This is a genomic window from Pseudomonas sp. CFBP 13711, assembly GCF_014842265.1.
In the GTDB taxonomy this organism is placed as follows: Bacteria; Pseudomonadota; Gammaproteobacteria; order Pseudomonadales; family Pseudomonadaceae; genus Aquipseudomonas.
This window is the reverse complement of the sequence record NZ_JACYVI010000002.1, coordinates 454,482-470,379: the sequence shown is the minus strand read 5'-3', so window position 1 is coordinate 470,379 and position 15,898 is coordinate 454,482. Positions and strand designations below refer to the sequence as shown.

Annotated in this window: 10 protein-coding genes; 4 read left to right on the top strand and 6 right to left on the bottom strand. The window is 60.8% G+C overall.

Annotation, left to right across the window (positions count from 1 at the left end; all coding sequences use genetic code 11):
• Window positions 1–69 precede the first annotated feature (69 nt).
• The 3 genes from IFT47_RS07020 to IFT47_RS07010 all read right to left on the bottom strand — a co-directional run bounded on the left by IFT47_RS07020 (window position 70) and on the right by IFT47_RS07010 (window position 7,728).
• A complete protein-coding gene (locus IFT47_RS07020) occupies window positions 70–3,180 on the bottom strand; it encodes an autotransporter domain-containing protein (RefSeq protein WP_192174872.1) in 3,111 nt (1,036 codons plus the stop codon).
• 151 nt (window positions 3,181–3,331) lie between these two features.
• The gene (gene eprS / locus IFT47_RS07015) at window positions 3,332–6,334 is read right to left on the bottom strand and encodes an autotransporter serine peptidase EprS (protein WP_192174873.1); all 3,003 of its coding nucleotides are present in this window, start codon (window positions 6,332–6,334) and stop codon (window positions 3,332–3,334) included.
• A 722-nt stretch (window positions 6,335–7,056) separates the two neighbouring features.
• Complete coding sequence (locus IFT47_RS07010; RefSeq protein WP_192174874.1) at window positions 7,057–7,728, bottom strand: Crp/Fnr family transcriptional regulator; 672 nt, start codon at window positions 7,726–7,728, stop codon at window positions 7,057–7,059.
• 93 nt (window positions 7,729–7,821) lie between these two features.
• On the opposite strand from IFT47_RS07010, the gene IFT47_RS07005 reads away from it, so the two are divergent.
• Entirely contained in the window at window positions 7,822–8,493 is a 672-nt protein-coding gene (locus tag IFT47_RS07005; RefSeq protein WP_192174875.1) for a hypothetical protein, read from the top strand.
• 88 nt (window positions 8,494–8,581) lie between these two features.
• On the opposite strand, the gene IFT47_RS07000 is transcribed toward IFT47_RS07005, so the two are convergent.
• Window positions 8,582–9,604, bottom strand: a complete 1,023-nt coding sequence (locus tag IFT47_RS07000) for a metallophosphoesterase (protein ID WP_244656073.1) — start codon at window positions 9,602–9,604, stop codon at window positions 8,582–8,584.
• A gap of 237 nt (window positions 9,605–9,841) precedes the next feature.
• On the opposite strand from IFT47_RS07000, the gene IFT47_RS06995 reads away from it, so the two are divergent.
• Together IFT47_RS06995 and IFT47_RS06990 are read left to right on the top strand one after the other, a co-directional pair.
• Window positions 9,842–10,645: an IclR family transcriptional regulator gene (locus tag IFT47_RS06995; RefSeq protein WP_192174876.1), complete on the top strand. Its 804-nt coding sequence runs from the start codon at window positions 9,842–9,844 to the stop codon at window positions 10,643–10,645.
• A 221-nt stretch (window positions 10,646–10,866) separates the two neighbouring features.
• The gene (locus tag IFT47_RS06990) at window positions 10,867–11,553 is read left to right on the top strand and encodes an AlgP family protein (protein WP_192174877.1); all 687 of its coding nucleotides are present in this window, start codon (window positions 10,867–10,869) and stop codon (window positions 11,551–11,553) included.
• Window positions 11,554–11,598: 45 nt separating this feature from the next.
• Here the strand turns inward: IFT47_RS06990 and IFT47_RS06985 are convergent, their stop codons facing one another.
• On the bottom strand, window positions 11,599–12,651 hold the full coding sequence (locus IFT47_RS06985; RefSeq protein ID WP_192174878.1) for an NAD(P)-dependent alcohol dehydrogenase: 1,053 nt from the start codon (window positions 12,649–12,651) through the stop codon (window positions 11,599–11,601).
• 178 nt (window positions 12,652–12,829) lie between these two features.
• On the opposite strand from IFT47_RS06985, the gene IFT47_RS06980 reads away from it, so the two are divergent.
• On the top strand, window positions 12,830–13,735 hold the full coding sequence (locus IFT47_RS06980; protein WP_192174879.1) for an AraC family transcriptional regulator: 906 nt from the start codon (window positions 12,830–12,832) through the stop codon (window positions 13,733–13,735).
• A gap of 136 nt (window positions 13,736–13,871) precedes the next feature.
• Here IFT47_RS06980 and IFT47_RS06975 read toward each other — a convergent pair whose 3' ends face one another.
• On the bottom strand, window positions 13,872–15,536 hold the full coding sequence (locus IFT47_RS06975) for a 4Fe-4S dicluster domain-containing protein (protein WP_192174880.1): 1,665 nt from the start codon (window positions 15,534–15,536) through the stop codon (window positions 13,872–13,874).
• Window positions 15,537–15,898: the final 362 nt, after the last annotated feature.

The window sequence follows — 15,898 nt, the reverse complement described above, 5'->3', positions numbered from 1 at the left end:
CCTTCAAACGGTTTTTAGTATCAGGCAAGAGCACCTGAGCTGGCGCAGGCTTTCAGGCAGCGCTTGCGGTTAGAACGCCCAATTCAGCGACAGCCCTACGCCGTGGGTTTTATCCCGGGCGCCCAGCAGGCCGTTGTAGTCCAGATCGATCCGCGCATCCCGGTTCAAGACAAGGCTGGCGCGGGCGCCCACGACGGCGGCGTCCCGGTCCATGGACACGCTTTGCACGGCAAAGGTATTCACTCCACTGGCAAAAGCCAGGTGCTGCTCGGCCGAGGTATCGCTCAGGTTATGCTGCCAGCCCAACGTACCTGAGACGTCCAGTTTCTGGGTATCGGTGAGGTTGAACCGGCTACCGGCACGTACGCCCAGCGTGGACAGCACCGTGTCGCGGGTGTCGTCATTCCCCTTGAGCGCCGTGGCGCCTCCCTTCTCCGTAAAGCTGTCGCTGTCGAAGTGAACGTAGGCCAGGTTGGCGAAAGGCTCCAGCGCCAAAGGCTGCAGGTTGAGGCGATAGGCCGCTTCGGTGAACACCTGGGTCGATTGCGCGTCGCGCTTGACCTTCAGGCGGTCGGCCGAAGTACCCAGTTGCAGGTCTCGCTTGACGTCAATGCGGTGCCAGCTATGGGATGCACCTGCGGTCAGGCGCAACGGCCCTTCCTCGTGGCCAATGTACGCACCCAGATGGTAGCTATCGGCCGAGGCGCTGGAATGGGTGTCGTCACCCATGCCTAACGAGGTATCGCTGTAACCGACCATGGCGCCCAACCGGGTGTGCTCAGCCACCAGGCCGTCCACACCGGCGAGCAGGCCGCCCAGGGATGAGGTTGAACTGGCGCTGTCGCTGCTGCCGGCGTTCTTGCCCCAGGCGCCCAGGCCTTTCACCCACAGGTTGTTGCCTTCAACGCCCGCCGCAGGCTGGTCGTACAGCCCTTCGACGCGCAGGCGATCACCTACGGCATCGCGTACCTGGCGGCTGTCGTTGATCAACTGAGTGGCGATGGCCGGGTGCACTTCGCCGGACAACTGGGTGTAGGCACGCCGGGCGGTAGCCGAATCAGGGCTCAACAGCAGCTCTTCGTACACCGCGTTACCGGCCCCTAATTGCTCGGCGGCCGCCGCGACGTTTGCCTGGTTAGCGGTTTGCGCGGCGCTGGCGAAGCTGTCCCCGTTGCGCTCCAGGGCCAGGGCAACGCCCGTACCGCTGTAGGCCAGGTTGCCATCCAGGAAAGCGTAGTTATCCAGCACCGACCCAAACTGGCCCTGCACGCCGCCAGCGGCTTGCAGCACGCTGAACGGCCGGCCGATCAGGCTGTTGACCTCGCTTGTGGTGAAGCTGGCGCCGTTTTCCAGCGAGAGGGCCATGGTCGCACCGCTCACTGTAGCCTGTCCGCCGGCGATGATGCGGTCGCTGCCAGCGGGCGACAACTCCACCGCATACACAGCCCCGGGCGCCAGGTTAAGGTCCCCCGCCACCTGTAAGGTGCCCACGGAATTGCCCGGCGCCACCGTACCGCCAAGGTTGGCAGCAAGGGACGCGACCCTGCCGTTGCCGCCCAGTATGCCCGTGTCGTTGACGGTCACCGCCGAGGCCAGCGAACCGTTGACCGCCAGGCGCCCTTCATTGACCAGGGTTGGGCCGCTGTAGGTGTTGGCGCCGGTCAGCACCAAGGTACCGATACCCAGCTTGGTCAAGCCGCCATGCCCGGATATGACATTGCTCCACACGTCCCGCCCGCATTGTGGCCCGCTGCAGAGGCGCTGGGTCGGTTTACCGGCATCGACCACCGCGCCGGTGCCCGGCAGGTTGGCAACGAACTGGCTGTCGCCATAGGCGCCACTGATACGAAACTCGGCGGGAATATCCGCCTCGGTGACGAACATGCTCGGGCCGTTGACGGCCTTGCCCAGGTTGATCATGCCCCAGCCATACAGTGCGTCCACGCCAGGCGCGCCGAGGTCGGTGGCGGTGGTTTTCAACACGTCGGCCACCTGTGCGCCGGTCATGTAGGGGAAGCGCTCCATCAGTACTGCCATGCTGCCCGCGACATGGGGCGCGGCCATGGAGGTACCGTTTTTGTTGGCCCAGCCCACGGTCAGGTCTTGCAGGCTGGTGCCGTTGAGCACGGAGCTGTAGATCCGCGTACCTGGCGCCGACACGCAGAAGCTGGCCGTGTAACCGCAGCGAGAAGAAAAGGTGCTCAAGGTGTAAGGCGTGGTGCCGGCGGCCGCGGCGTTCGGGTTTTGCTGCAAGGCAGCAACCGTCAGCCAGTTGGGGGCGATCTCTGGCACGAAATATCCGAGTCCGGCCATGGCGTCCGGGTTGTTCAGGTTGTAGTCGTTACCTGCTGCGAAAATGGTGACCACGCCGCTGCGCGCTGCATCGATGGCGCCCTGATAAGCGCCCCCTGGGCGAGTGCCGAGGATCTGTCGGATCTGATCGAACTGCAGCTGCGCATCCTGCACGGTAAAGTGCGGAAAGGCCGGGTCGCGACCGCCCTGGTCAAAGCGGTCGGTAATGCCGATGCCCCAGCTGTTATTGATGATGCGCGCGCCACTGCTGACCAATGCGTTCCAGCCAGCCTGGTAAACCGCGCCGTCGTTGCCCAGCACAATGCCGTCTTCCGGGCCTGGGTCGCCGTTGTCGGCGCTGATGATCTGGGCGTTGAAGGCCACGCCGTGCATGGGCCCGCCGTCTCGGTTGCCGCCAGCGATGCCACCTACGTGGGTGCCATGGTTACCCAGCCGGCCGTTGGAGTCAGGGGTAGGGGTGCCATCGTAGCGGAAGGCGTCGCCGGCCTTTACCGGAATATAGGGGTCGGTGTACTCGCGAATGCCACTGGTAACCAGGTTGATCACCTTATCCGGGCTGGCGAATTCCGGGTGCGGTGCGTACACCGGCTGATCGAAAATCCCCAACTTCACGCCCTTGCCGGTGTAACCGGCCGCGTAGGCCTGGTCGGCGTTGATCGCGCCCAGCCCCCATTGGGCCGTGAACTCCGGGCTGCGCCAACTGGCGACATTCCCGGCCTGGCCGGCTTCTACGTAAGGCGCAGCATGGGCCACACCGAGGGTGGCCAAGTAACAGGCGAGGGCGCCGCAAGAAGCGCGATTGGCTTGCCGAATAGCGTGCCGAATGGAGCTGACAGCAACCTGTCTAGTGGTGAATAGCTCTTTCATAGATATAACTGTCCTTAGTTAGCGCACACAAAACCCCGCGCGAATGCCGCCTTGGCATCCGCGTCGTTCTTTTTCCAACAATGGGTAGGTTGAAACCTTCAGCCTTATGCAAGCGGCGGGCGACGGCCTGGTTCGCCCTGCCGGTTTGCGTTTAGAACTGCCAGTTAAGGCTCAAGCCGATGCCGTGGCTTTTTTCACGGCTGGCCAGTTGGCCGTTGTAGTCCAGGCTAACGCTGGCCTCACGGCTCAGCGCCATGCGGGCATGGGCGCCCACCAGGGCCGCGTCACGCACCAGGGGCGAGCTTTCGATGCCAAAGCTGCTGCCGCCTGCCGCAAAGGCCATGTGCTGCTCTGAATCGGTATCGCTCAGGTTGTGCTGCCAGCCCAGGCTGCCGGAGAGGTCCAGCTTCTGATGATCATTGATTGCGATGGTTTTAAGCGCCCGTAGACCCAGCGTGCTGAGCACGGCTTCACGGGTATCGCTGCCGGAGGCAAGCGCAGCGGCATCGCCCTTCTCGCTGAAGCTGTCAGTGCCAAGGTGTACATAGGCCAGGTTAGCGAAGGGCTCAAGCACTGCGGGCTGCAACTGAATGCGGTACGCCGCTTCGGTGAATACCTGTGCGGTTTGCGCATCGTGTTTGGTTTTCTCCCGGCCACTGGCGCCGCCGACCTGTACATCGCGCCTGCCGTCGATCCGGTGCCAGCTGTAGGCACCGCCGAAGGTCAAGCGCCAGGCGCCGATCTCATGACCCAGGTAGGCGCCCAGATGGTAGCTGTCTACCGATGCACGGGAATGGGTGCCCGAGCCCATGTTGACCGAGCTGTCGCTGTAGCCGCCTACCAGGCCAAGGCGCGTGTCGTCACCTACGTCGCCGTCGACACCCGCCAGCACGCCGCTAATCGATGAGGTATAGCCAGCCGTATCGCTACGGGAATCCGTTTTGCCCCACGCGCCCAAGGCCTTGATCCACACATTGTCTTGCGCTGCCGTATTGGCATCGGCACCGAATACGCTGGCGGCCAGGCGCTCGCCAACGGCATCACGCACATAGCGGCTGTCGTTGATCAACTGGGTGGCGACTGCCGGGTAAATCTCGCCCGACAGCTGCTGGAAACTCTCCCGGGCCGAGGCGGCGCTTGGCGCGAGCAGCAGGTTTTCATACACCGCGTTGCCCGCACCCAATTGCTCGGCCGCCGAGGCCACAGCTGCCTGGTTAGGGGTTTGCGCCACGCTGTCGAAAGCCGCCGTGCGCTCGATATTCAGTGCAACGCCGTTAGCGGCGTAGTCCAGCCGGCCGCCGAGGAAAGCGTAGTGGGAGGTGACCGCAGCGAACTGCCCGTTCACACCGTTGGCGGCTTGCAACACGTTGTACTGGCGGCCAACCAGGGTTTGGCCAGGCGTGGCATTCAAGGCCAGCGGCGTTGGGTCCAGGGCCAAGGTCATGTTGGCCCCCGACACCGTGGCACTGCCGGTGGCCACAATGCGGTCACTGGCCGTTGGCGAAAGCTCTACCGCGTAGGTTGAGCCCGGCGCGAAGGTTACGTCACCGTTCACCTGCAGGGTGCCGATGGAGTTCCCCGGCGCCACCTGCCCGCCGCTCAACGCGGTGAGGTTACCGACCTGGCCATTGCCGCCCAAGGTGCCCCCCGCATTGACCTGCACAGCGGACGCCAGGGAGCCATTAACCGACAGCACACCCCCGTTGACCTGGGTATCGCCGCGATAAGTATTGTTCCCTTCAAGGATCAACCGGCCCGCGCCGGACTTGATCAGGCTGCCCTGGTACTGGCGCTGAGCCGCGGCCGCAGCACGGGCCGTGCCCACGGCGTAGTCGGTCTGGTCCTGTTGGCTGGCGGTGCTGGCCACGCCGTTCTGCCAACCTCTGCTGACCAGGGTTTGCTGCCAGGCGGCCTGTTCGGCAGTGTCCTCGGCCTGACGCTGAATCAACGCCTGATCAGAAATATTATTACTCCAGACATCGGTTTGGCCGGCGCCCAGGGTGGCATTGAAGGTGCCCAGCAACTGGCCCGGGCCGCGCATGGCCCGCTCCAGGTTGACTACACCCCAGCCCACAGCGCCATTGGGCGCCTGGGTGACCGAACCATCGAGCTGGGTCGCGGTGGTGAGCAGCACCTGCAAGGCCTGCTCGTTGTTCATGTAAGGGTAGCGCTCCATGACCAGTGCCAACGCGCCGGTGGCATGGGGCGCGGCCATGGACGTACCGGACTTGAGCGCATAGCCGCCGCCAGGCACAGTGCTGTTGATCAGCCTACCGGGCGTGGTGATGCACCAATATTTGGCAATGCCACACTGGTTGTAGCGCTGGGCATTGGCGCTATCCAGGCCAGACACCGCCAGCCAGTGGCCTTCTAGGTCCGGCTCGAAATAGGGCAGCGCAGACCGCACACTGGCGTTGGCATAGCCAGTATTGCCAGCACTGAAGACGTTGATCACGCCCTTGCGCGAGACGTTAGCCGCTTCATCCAGCCAGGTGCCCCGGTTGTAATGCTGGACATAGGCAGCCTGTACGCCTTTCAACGTCGCGTAGGTCACATCCGGCGGCTGGCTACCCCAACTGTTGTTAATCGTCCGCACACCGGCATCGGCCAGCGCGCCATAGGCCGCCTTGAAGTACTGCGGATCCGGGCTCGGGCCAAACAGGAAGCTGTCGCTCTGGTTGGTGTTGGCCACATAGATTTGCGCGTTGTACGCCACGCCATGCATGCCGACGCCATCACGGGCCGCGCCCATGGTCCCGGTCACGTGCGTGCCGTGGGTATCGTTGTTGGGGTTGATGGCACCCGTGATGCTAAAGGGCGAACCATCTACATAGGTGCCGTTGGCGGTTATCGCATGGTAGCGGGATGGGCTGGCTTCGGGATGAGAGGGGTCGAAACCTGAGTCCATCGCGCCGATTTTTACGCCGGCGCCGGTGATACCGGCGGCATAAGCCTGGTCCGCCTGGATACGGCCCAATCCCCAGTCGCTCTTGAATTCTTCCGAGCGCCAACTGGCCGCGTCGCCTAACTTCCCCTGTTCTGCATAGTCGGCATAAGCCGAGCAGCCAAAGGTAAAAGACAACGCGCAAAGTGCGGTAGTGGTTGCGGGTTTAACGGAATAACGGACAGCATTGGACGGCTTGAACCTTCGCATCCCTGCACACCTTTTTTATTTGTTAGCTCCCTAGTGAGCGCCGTAAGAAAATAGTCCGCTGCGCAGGGGATGGCAACTTATTTGTTTCAAATTTGATACAAAGCCAACAGTAACTAAGCAGGCAGGTAATAAGGCACAAGGCGCTGTGATGAGGCATCTAGACGGAGCAGGCACAATTACGGTGCAATCCGGGATGGTGGCATTTTAGTTTCACTGTAGAGAAAGTAACGCATCTTTAGTAGGTTCAGCGCAGGGGCTTGGCGACCTCCGCAGTCGCATGTCTACGCGGGATGATTAATACAAAGGTATTCAAGTAATAGATGGCGGGAACTTGAGCTGAGCCACTACTTAGCCACGACGCAAGGGAGACTTGTGGCTCAAGGTACTTCGGGCTTACCCCGCGCCACCTCTGTATCTACAGAAATGGTCTTTAAGTGCAAGAGTGGCAAAGATTCCCCTGGCGCAATGATCACGTTCGCGCAATTTAACGGAGTGCTGGTCAAGGCGAATGATACTTCGTATGCAACCAGCGAACACACCGCAAGCGAATGGCAAATACACCCTGGATTATCGGGGAGCGCCCCATTGTCTTGCTGACAGAGCAATCACAGGACACGCCACAATGTTTAACGAGTTGTGGCGTGCAAGGTCAGCCATCGATGATCCATCACCTGTTCCAAGTCATCAGTCCTGCCCCCGCTTGTGGTTGGGAACCTGGATACTTACTCGCCGCCTGCTGTCTCTTTCAGTTTTTGTAGATCGAGAATTGTGATAGCGCTGTATCGAACAATCAATAAGCCTTGCGCCTCCCAAATTTTCAGCTGGCGGTTGATGCTCTGACGAGAAACACCAAGCTGTTGCGCAATTTTTTCCTGGCTTACTTTCAGGCAGTGGCCGCCGTCGACATCTGAACGTTTGATCAATGAAGCGAGTCGGCTAGCCAACCTCACGGGCAGAGGATCGAGGAAAGCGCTTCCGGCCCAATCGAGCGCCATTCGAAATCTGCCACAGACCAGGCGAGTTATGGCCAGTAGAACATCTGGTCGAGCCTGGATAATCTGCCAGAACGCGCTTGCAGGAAGAACGGCAATAGTCGCCTGGGAGGCAGCGCGGACGTCATACGCTCGCGGCAAGCCATCTAGAAGTGGTACTTCGCCAAACCAATCTCCAGACACCAATTGAGTAAGAAAGAGTTGGCGTCCACTAGCGCCCTGGCTATGGACGCCCAACGTGCCATGATGCACGCGAAACATTCCCAATGGCTCAGAGCCCTGAGGGAACACTGCCTCAGATTTCACCAACGTCCTGACCCGCGAGGCCTTGAGCAAAATTGCGTCCACCTCCGGGGGTAGGTGGAAGGATGGAGATGTGACTTGGCCAGATAATTCCGACATTGCTAAAACCCGACAATCTTGTTTTGAAGGCTCGGATAGTATCGGAAGCATCTAGCCTGTAGAGGACAGGCATACCAGAATCAGGAACACAGAATGTACGTAGGTCACTTCGCGATCGGCCTCGCAATCAAGGCCCGCTATCCCAAGATCCCTGCGATGCCCATCCTGATGGGCGTTGGCTTCCTGGATCTGCTGGATGGCATCTTCATCATCCTCGGCTTTAACACTGTCACCCCCAATTTAAAAAGCGGGCCTTACCTGTTCTTTGATTTGACCTTTATCGATTGGGATCACTCGCTGCTTGCCGCTGTAGTCTGGTCCGTAGTGTGGGGGCTGCTTTTCGTAAAGCATCGATCCGTAGCAATCGTGGCAGCAGCGGCAGCTTTCTCTCACTTCATCGCTGATTGGCCTATGCATAACAGCGATCTGGCACTGTATCCCCATTCGGTTGAGCATTACGGTTATGGCCTGTGGGGAAGACTGGGAACTGTTGCCTGGATTCTTGAAGGGGCTTTCTCTGCCGTGCTGGCGGGCTATGCATGGCAACAAAGCGCGCGACGCGGTGTGAGCTTGACGTGGCCTTGCGCAGTGCTGGTTGTCTTGTTCTTGCAGCTATCCCCAGTCGCTTCGCCTATGAGGCTTGTTGCGACTCTCGACGAACCTCTCTCGCACATACTTCACGGGGTTTTGGTCTCGTTAGGCTTCCTGGTTCCAGGGCTGTTGCTGTCATGGCTCCTGGATAGAAGTGAGCGATTGCACGAGTGAACATCAACAATCCCGTCAGACGTAAGCATGCAGCATCTGCCTTGAATGATTAAACCGGCCGTCATCTATGGGCCAGCAGCTCTCGCGTCTAGCAAAACAGCCTGTTCAGTAATCCTTCAATGGGGGTTCTTTCGTATCCAGACCGTAATTCTTCGAGCTTCAGAACCCTACGCTCTCCGTCAAGCAGGCTGAGCCCGTGGAGCTCATTCAAGAGCTTCTGAGACGCTTCGACCTCAGGCTGCAGTGCAAGCCAGGCAGTATTCGCCCGAGCCGCCAAATCTTCAGCCTTACGACTCAGGCGTTGGGATTCGATGAGCGTGCTCGCACTCAACATGCTGTTGAGTTCTGCCTGCGTGCGCTCTAGATCGTTAAGCAACTCCGTGAAAACTTCAGCTTGGTCAAGCGCCACGGAAAGACCGTCGACATAGAGGGTGTCGTCCTGGACGCAGTAAATCCCCAGAGGGCCGTCACCGCCTCCGGTGCAATCCAGCGCGAGCACGTTCCCGAGGCGTAACGGCTCTGGAATCCACGTGTGACCCGTGCAAACACGCCAAACGCCGGCGACGCCTTGACGGTAATGCTTTTTGATCCGCTCTCGCCCCCAGAGGGCTATTTCTTCGACTTGCGCGTTGTCGATATCGTTGACGAACCTCTGCCAGGACAAGCCTCTCGGTACATCCCCATGTACAACGCCCACGACCCCACGGGGTGATTCGATCTCGATGAGGGTAGGGAGGGTCTCAAGCTTGACGATGATCATCTCTTTCGACTCATCGGCGACGGTTGCCCACCAACCAGCCCCATGAGAGACATAACGAGCGTCCGGGTTTTCACGGTAAGCCCGAATCAGCATCTGTTCATGGTTACCCATTACGGTGAAAAACCACGGCTCGCCCAAAAGCTTGAGCCCGTCGAGCACGCCCGGGCCGCGATCAATGAGGTCGCCGACGCCGATGACTCGGTCAGTCTGGCTGTCAAAGCCGAGTTTGCGCAGGCCTTTGTACAAGTCGGTGGTTTTGAAGTGAATGTCACCAACGACAAAGTCACGGCCATGGTGATTTTGCGAAAGTCTCAGAACTTTTTGCCTCATGCCTGCGGAATCCTTGGTCATCGAAACGGCTTAATTATCTGCCCTCAGACGCGTGCTACCAAGGTGAATCTTGGGGAGAATGCGATGGGCTTTCAGCGTGCGTACGGCGCGTTGTCCTACATCCTGTTGGCGGGCAAGGTCGAACGCATCGAGTGGGTATGACCCTGCGCCGACGCCGAGCAAATTCTGCACAGCGCTGGCAGGCTTCAAGGCTGGCGACGATAATGTTGCCGGTTTTCTGATTCGATAAGGCGCGCCATGCAAGATGCATCCGACACCGCCGTCACTGGCAAAGACCCTGCACCCACCGGCACGCAAACGCTGATTCGCGGCCTGGGCGTGATTCAGGCGGTCGCCAGCGGCGCTCGCGACCTCAAGGAAATCGCCCGGCTGATCGGCACCACGCGCAGCACCACTCACCGGCTTGCCAGTTGCCTGGTGGAGGAGCGTTACCTGCGGGTGTTGCCGCAAACGGGTTATGTACTAGGGCCCAGGTTGATCGAACTGGGATTCCAGGCCCAGGAAGAAGTGCCGATTTTGGTGCTGGCCAGACCTTTTCTCGACGAACTGTCGGCGCTCACCGGCGACACCGTGCACCTGGCGATGCGCGACGGTGACGAAGTCTTGTACCTGCATAAAAATCCTGGGCGCAATGGCCCGGAGATGCGTTCGCGGGTGGGCCATCGCATGCCGCTGGCGCGCACCGGCATCGGCAAGGCGTTGCTGCTGGACAGCCCGGAAAGCGAATGGCAACGGCTGTACGAAATCAGCGTGCCGACCACCGGCAAAAACCCGCTGTGGCCGGCCCATGAAGAACAGACCTGGGAGCAGGTGCAGGCGCGCATGCACGAGTACGTGCGGGGCGGTTATGCATTCGATCTGGAAGACAACGAGCCGTCGATCCGCTGCGTGGCCGCGCCGGTGCGGGATGCCAGCAAACAGATCGTCGCTGGCATCAGCATCGCCAGCACCGTGCCGTACATGCCGCTGGAAAAAATGGCCGACCTTGTGCCGGTGATCAAGGACGCGGCGGCAAGGTTGTCGGCGGAGCTGGGCGGCTAGCGTGTCGCTGCGCAGAGCAGAGCAGGAAGGGGGAACGGGCGAAACGTTGACGCAGCGGGCGGCAATCAAACGCTGTTGAAGCCCGGAAAGTGCCTGCAGCTGACGAGGTCGAGAAATGGCTTTGTGATTGACCCAACCATAACCCCGACCCGCGGTCCTAATTGTTCAGAGGCCAGCGGCCGTCCGGCCAAGGCACGCGTGATTCGGGAAGGAGGGATGTTATGGCGAGTAGAAAAAAAATACAGCTCACACCGCTGCTGCTGCTTCAGGAACTCACCACCCTTTTGCTGGAGCATTTTGAGCAGGCCTGCGGACAAGCCCTCGCTGAAGCTGAAAAGAAGCTTTCCAGGTTCGAAAAGAAGCGCAGCAAGGTGGAAAAAAAGCGTGGCAAGCAGCGGGACCGTCTCGACTCCACGCCTACCGCAAAACGCAAAAAGCAGACGAAGCTGCGGGCCACTCTCTCACTGCTTGAGGCCGCTTTGGTTGAGTTGCAACTTCAGATCGATGAGACCCGACAATACATCAGCCACTTGAAGCACGATATCCACGTAAGTCTCACGTTGGTGCAGGGCGTGGGCAAGGTACGTGAAGCCGCCGGTGAAATGCTGCGCCAGCGCGAAGGCGGAGGCAGCTCGCCAGCCGCACAAACGGAAGTGGCCGCCAAGTCTGCTGTGAAGCCTTCGCCCGCAACCCTGCGCGCTGAAAAGCAGGCCACAGCACTGAAAGCGATTGCTAATGCGGTGGTCGCCAAGCCCACGGTGACGGTGGTCAAGGGACGAAAGCATGCACCCAGCGAGGTTGCACCATTGGCCCACGGGGTCGCCGAGGCCAGCGCTGCGCCCGAGCCGGATGAGGCGCCTCATGCTGAATCCGCGCTCCAGCCGGAGTGGCTTGAGCGCTCGCTGTAGTGTGGGGTCGCCGGTCGCCCCGCATTGCGCGGGGCGACCGGTGGATCAGGCCTTCAACGTGGCCATATCAATCACGAAACGGTATTTCACGTCACCGGCGATCATGCGGCTGTAGGCCTCGTTGATGTTCTTGATGTCGAGCATCTCGATGTCGCAGGTAATGCCGTGCTCGGCGCAGAAATCCAGCACCTCCTGGGTTTCGGCGATGCCCCCGATCAGTGAACCCGCCAGCACACGACGCTTCATCACCAGATTGGCCGCATGCAGCGCCGGATCGACGGGTTCGATCAGGCCTACGAGAATGTGCACGCCGTCAAAACGCAGGGTTTCCAGGTAGGGGTTCAAGTCGTGCTGCACCGGAATGGTGTCCAGCAGGAAGTCGAAATGACCGGCAGCGGCTTTCATCTGCTCGGTATCTGTCGAGACGATGACGTGATCGGCGCCCTGACGACGACCTTCTTCAGCCTTGCTCGCCGAGCGGGTGAACAGCGTCACTTCCGCGCCCATGGCCTTGGCGAACTTGATGCCCATGTGGCCCAGACCGCCCATGCCCAGCACGCCCACTTTGTCGCCGGCCTTGACGCCGTAATGCTTGAGCGGCGAGTAGGTGGTGATGCCCGCACACAGGATTGGCGCCGCAGCGGCCAGGTCGAGTTCCTCCGGGATACGCACGACGAAGTGCTCGCTGACCACGATGTTGTTGGAATAGCCGCCCATGGTGTTGCTGCCGTCGACGCGGTCCGGAGTGGTGTAGGTCATGGTTGGACCTTCGAGGCAATACTGCTCGAGGTCCTGCGCGCAGGCTTCGCACTGACGGCAGGAATCGACCATGCAGCCGACGCCGACCAGATCGCCGACTTTGTGCTTGCTGACGTTGGCGCCGACTTCGGTGACCTTGCCGACGATCTCGTGGCCAGGCATCAGCGGGTACACGGCGATGCCCCACTCGTTGCGTGCCTGGTGGATGTCGGAGTGGCAGACGCCGCAGTAGAGGATCTCGATGGCCACGTCGTCCGGCCGCGGGCTGCGGCGGCTGAACGTCATGGGGGCGAGGGGAGCGGTGGCGGACTGGGCGGCGTAACCGATGGCTGTGTACATGAAGAACCTCGCAAAAACGATGACGGTTGAGGCGGTGCATTGTCCGCAGCCGGGACGTCGCCGGCCATGGTCATTCCTCCGCCTGTCATGCCTGATCCTCCGAACCTGACACATCGATTCACCCGGCGCGGGGCTGATCTGCGATGATGGCGGTGTCAAATCCTCCGTATGGCTGCCCATGTCTCCTGTTTCTCATTCCGACGCCAACGCCGAGTTGGTCTCTCTCATCAAGCCCCTGGCGCCGCGCCCGGGTTTCGTCGATACCCTCGTGCCGGGCGTGCAGGCGATGTCCTGGGATTACTACGTCGCCAGCAGCCCGCAGATATATGAACCCAGCCTGGTGATCATCGCCCAGGGCAGCAAACTCGCGCGCCTCGGCCCGCGAACGCTGGAATACGGCGCCGGTCATTATCTGGTGCAGGCGTTGTCGGTGCCGTTCATGTGCGAGACCTTCGCCACGGCCGAAGCGCCCATGTATGGCGTCGCCGTGTCAATTGATCGCGCGCTGCTGGGCGAGCTGGTGCAGACCATGGGCGAGGCGCCGAACGTGAAGGTCAGGGCGCAGACGCCGGAGTCCATGACCTCCGCCGAGCTGGATGCGCCGATGCGCGAAAGCGTCGAGCGGTTGCTGCGCTGCCTGCACGATCCGCTGGACGCGCAAGTGATGGGGCAGGCCCGTGTCAGGGAAGTGGTGTACGCCGCGTTGCGCGGTCCCCAGGCCGGAGTGCTGCGGGCATTGGTCGAACAGACCGGCCACTTCGCGCGCATTGCGGCGTCGCTGCAATACCTGCGCGACCATTACGATCAGGCCCTGAGCGTCGAGGATCTGGCCCGCTGCGCCAACATGAGCGCCTCGACCTTTCATGAGCATTTCAAGCGCAGCACGCTGCTGTCACCCGTTCAGTACCTGAAACGCGTGCGCCTGCTCAAGGCCCAGCAGATGCTCATCGGCGAGGGCATGGGGGTGGCGCAGGTCGCGCACAAGGTCGGGTATCAGAGCACGTCGCAATTCAGTCGCGAGTACAAACGCTACTTCGAGCGCAATCCGGGGGAAGAGGGCGAGCGGCTGAAGATATCAGCGTGAGGGGTGATGCCGAACCTCAAAAGCTTCCCGGCGGTAGGACCGGCTTCAGCCGGGAAGAGGCCAGTGTGAGCAACATCAATTGTGCGATGTGGCCGCTGACGCTTTCCCGGCTAAAGCCGGTCCTACTCAGAATCCCTTACATATTGGGATAGGTCGGGCCGCCTGCGCCTTCCGGTGCTACCCAGGTAATGTTCTGCGACGGATCCTTGATGTCACAGGTTTTACAGTGGACGCAGTTCTGGGCGTTGATCTGGAAGCGCTTGGCGCCGTCTTCCTGGGTCACGACCTCGTAAACCCCCGCCGGGCAGTACCGTTGAGCAGGCTCATCCCACTTGGGAAGGTTGACGCTGATCGGGATGCTCGGATCCTTCAGCTTCAAGTGGCACGGCTGCTCTTCTTCGTGGTTGGTGCCGGAGATGAACACCGAGCTTAATTTGTCGAAGCTCAGCTTTCCGTCGGGTTTCGGGTAGTCGATCTTCTTCGAATCGGCCGCCAGCTTCATGCACGCGTAGTCCGGCTTGGTGTCGTGCAGGGTGAAGGGGATCTTGCCGCCGAACAGGTTCTGGTCGATGAAGTTGAACGCGCCACCGAAGATCGCGCCGAACTTGTGCACCGCCGGGCCGAAGTTGCGGCTGGCGAACAGCTCTTCATGCAGCCAGCTGGCCTTGAAGCCCTCGACGTAGCCGTTGAGCGCGTCGCCCCCCTCGTTGCCAGCGAACAGCGCATCCGCCACCGCTTCAGCGGCGAGCATGCCGGACTTCATGGCGGTGTGGCTGCCCTTGATCTTGGCGAAGTTCAGCGTGCCCAAGTCGCAACCGATCAGCGCGCCGCCGGGGAAGACCATCTTCGGCAGCGAATTCAGGCCGCCCTTGCAGATCGCCCGCGCCCCGTAGCTGATGCGCTTGCCGCCTTCCAGGTATTGCTTGAGGACGGGGTGGTGCTTGAGGCGCTGGAATTCATCGAACGGCGACAGGTACGGGTTGGCATAGGACAGGTCGACGATCAGCCCGACCACGACCTGATTGTTTTCCAGGTGGTAAAGGAACGAGCCGCCGGTGTTTTCGGTGCCCATGATGTCCAGCGGCCAGCCGGCGGTGTGCACCACCAGGCCTGGCTGATGTTTGGCCGGATCGACTTCCCAGATTTCCTTCAGGCCGATGCCGTAATGCTGGGCGTCGGCTTCGCTGTCGAGGTTGAAGCGGTTGATCAATTGCTTGCCGATGTGACCACGGCAGCCTTCGGCGAACAGCGTGTACTTGCCGCGCAGTTCCATGCCGGGGGTGTAGAGGCCTTCTTTCGGATTGCCTTCACGGTCCACGCCCAGATCGCCGGTGAGAATCCCGCGGACCACGCCGTTTTCATCGATCAGCGCTTCCTGAGCCGCGAAGCCCGGGTAGATCTCTACGCCCAGGTTCTCGGCCTGCTGCGCCATCCAGCGGCACAGGTTGCCCAGGGAGATGATGTAGTTGCCTTCGTTGTGCATGGTCTTGGGCACGAATGCGCCCGGGACTTTCTGACTGGCGTCGGCACCGGTCAGCACATAGATGTCGTCACTTTTGACCGGCGTGTTGAGCGGGGCGCCGAGGGCTTTCCAGTCAGGGAACAACTCGTTGAGGGCGCGGGGTTCGAACACCGCACCGGAGAGGATGTGGGCACCGACTTCGGAGCCTTTTTCCACCACGCAGACGCTGATTTCCTGACCGGCGTCAGCGGCTCTCTGTTTCAGGCGGCAAGCGGCAGACAGCCCGGCGGGCCCGGCTCCGACGATGACGACGTCGAACTCCATAAATTCGCGTTCCACAGGCTATCTCCTACTCAAGGCTCAACGGCGTATTTTTTTATTGATGGCTAAACCGACACCGGGAAGGTCGTTGGCCCGGGTGTCATCTCAAAGGCGCGCATTATATCTACACCACCTCACAGGTCCAATACAAACGTTTGTTTGAATCGGCCGAAACCCTGATAAATCATGGTGAGACGGCTTGTGACTGGCGTTTATGTCGTATTGACCCGACTAGACGTTGCGGTCAAGATACGGGCGGTTTTGCGCTGGCTACGGGTTGGCTGTCAGCCCTGATGATTGCGTACGAACCGTCGGTAGCAGAACACCGGTAAAAGCAACGTGAGCATCGCCCCGCGCAACCGTCAGCCTCAGGCCGGCGG

Coding starts and splice junctions, on each gene's coding strand:
- IFT47_RS07020 (WP_192174872.1), bottom strand. CDS start 3,180: ATGAAAGAGCTATTCACCACTAGACAGGTTGCTGTCAGCTCCATTCGG.
- eprS (WP_192174873.1), bottom strand. CDS start 6,334: ATGCGAAGGTTCAAGCCGTCCAATGCTGTCCGTTATTCCGTTAAACCC.
- IFT47_RS07010 (WP_192174874.1), bottom strand. CDS start 7,728: ATGTCGGAATTATCTGGCCAAGTCACATCTCCATCCTTCCACCTACCC.
- IFT47_RS07005 (WP_192174875.1), top strand. CDS start 7,822: ATGTACGTAGGTCACTTCGCGATCGGCCTCGCAATCAAGGCCCGCTAT.
- IFT47_RS07000 (WP_244656073.1), bottom strand. CDS start 9,604: ATGACCAAGGATTCCGCAGGCATGAGGCAAAAAGTTCTGAGACTTTCG.
- IFT47_RS06995 (WP_192174876.1), top strand. CDS start 9,842: ATGCAAGATGCATCCGACACCGCCGTCACTGGCAAAGACCCTGCACCC.
- IFT47_RS06990 (WP_192174877.1), top strand. CDS start 10,867: ATGGCGAGTAGAAAAAAAATACAGCTCACACCGCTGCTGCTGCTTCAG.
- IFT47_RS06985 (WP_192174878.1), bottom strand. CDS start 12,651: ATGTACACAGCCATCGGTTACGCCGCCCAGTCCGCCACCGCTCCCCTC.
- IFT47_RS06980 (WP_192174879.1), top strand. CDS start 12,830: ATGTCTCCTGTTTCTCATTCCGACGCCAACGCCGAGTTGGTCTCTCTC.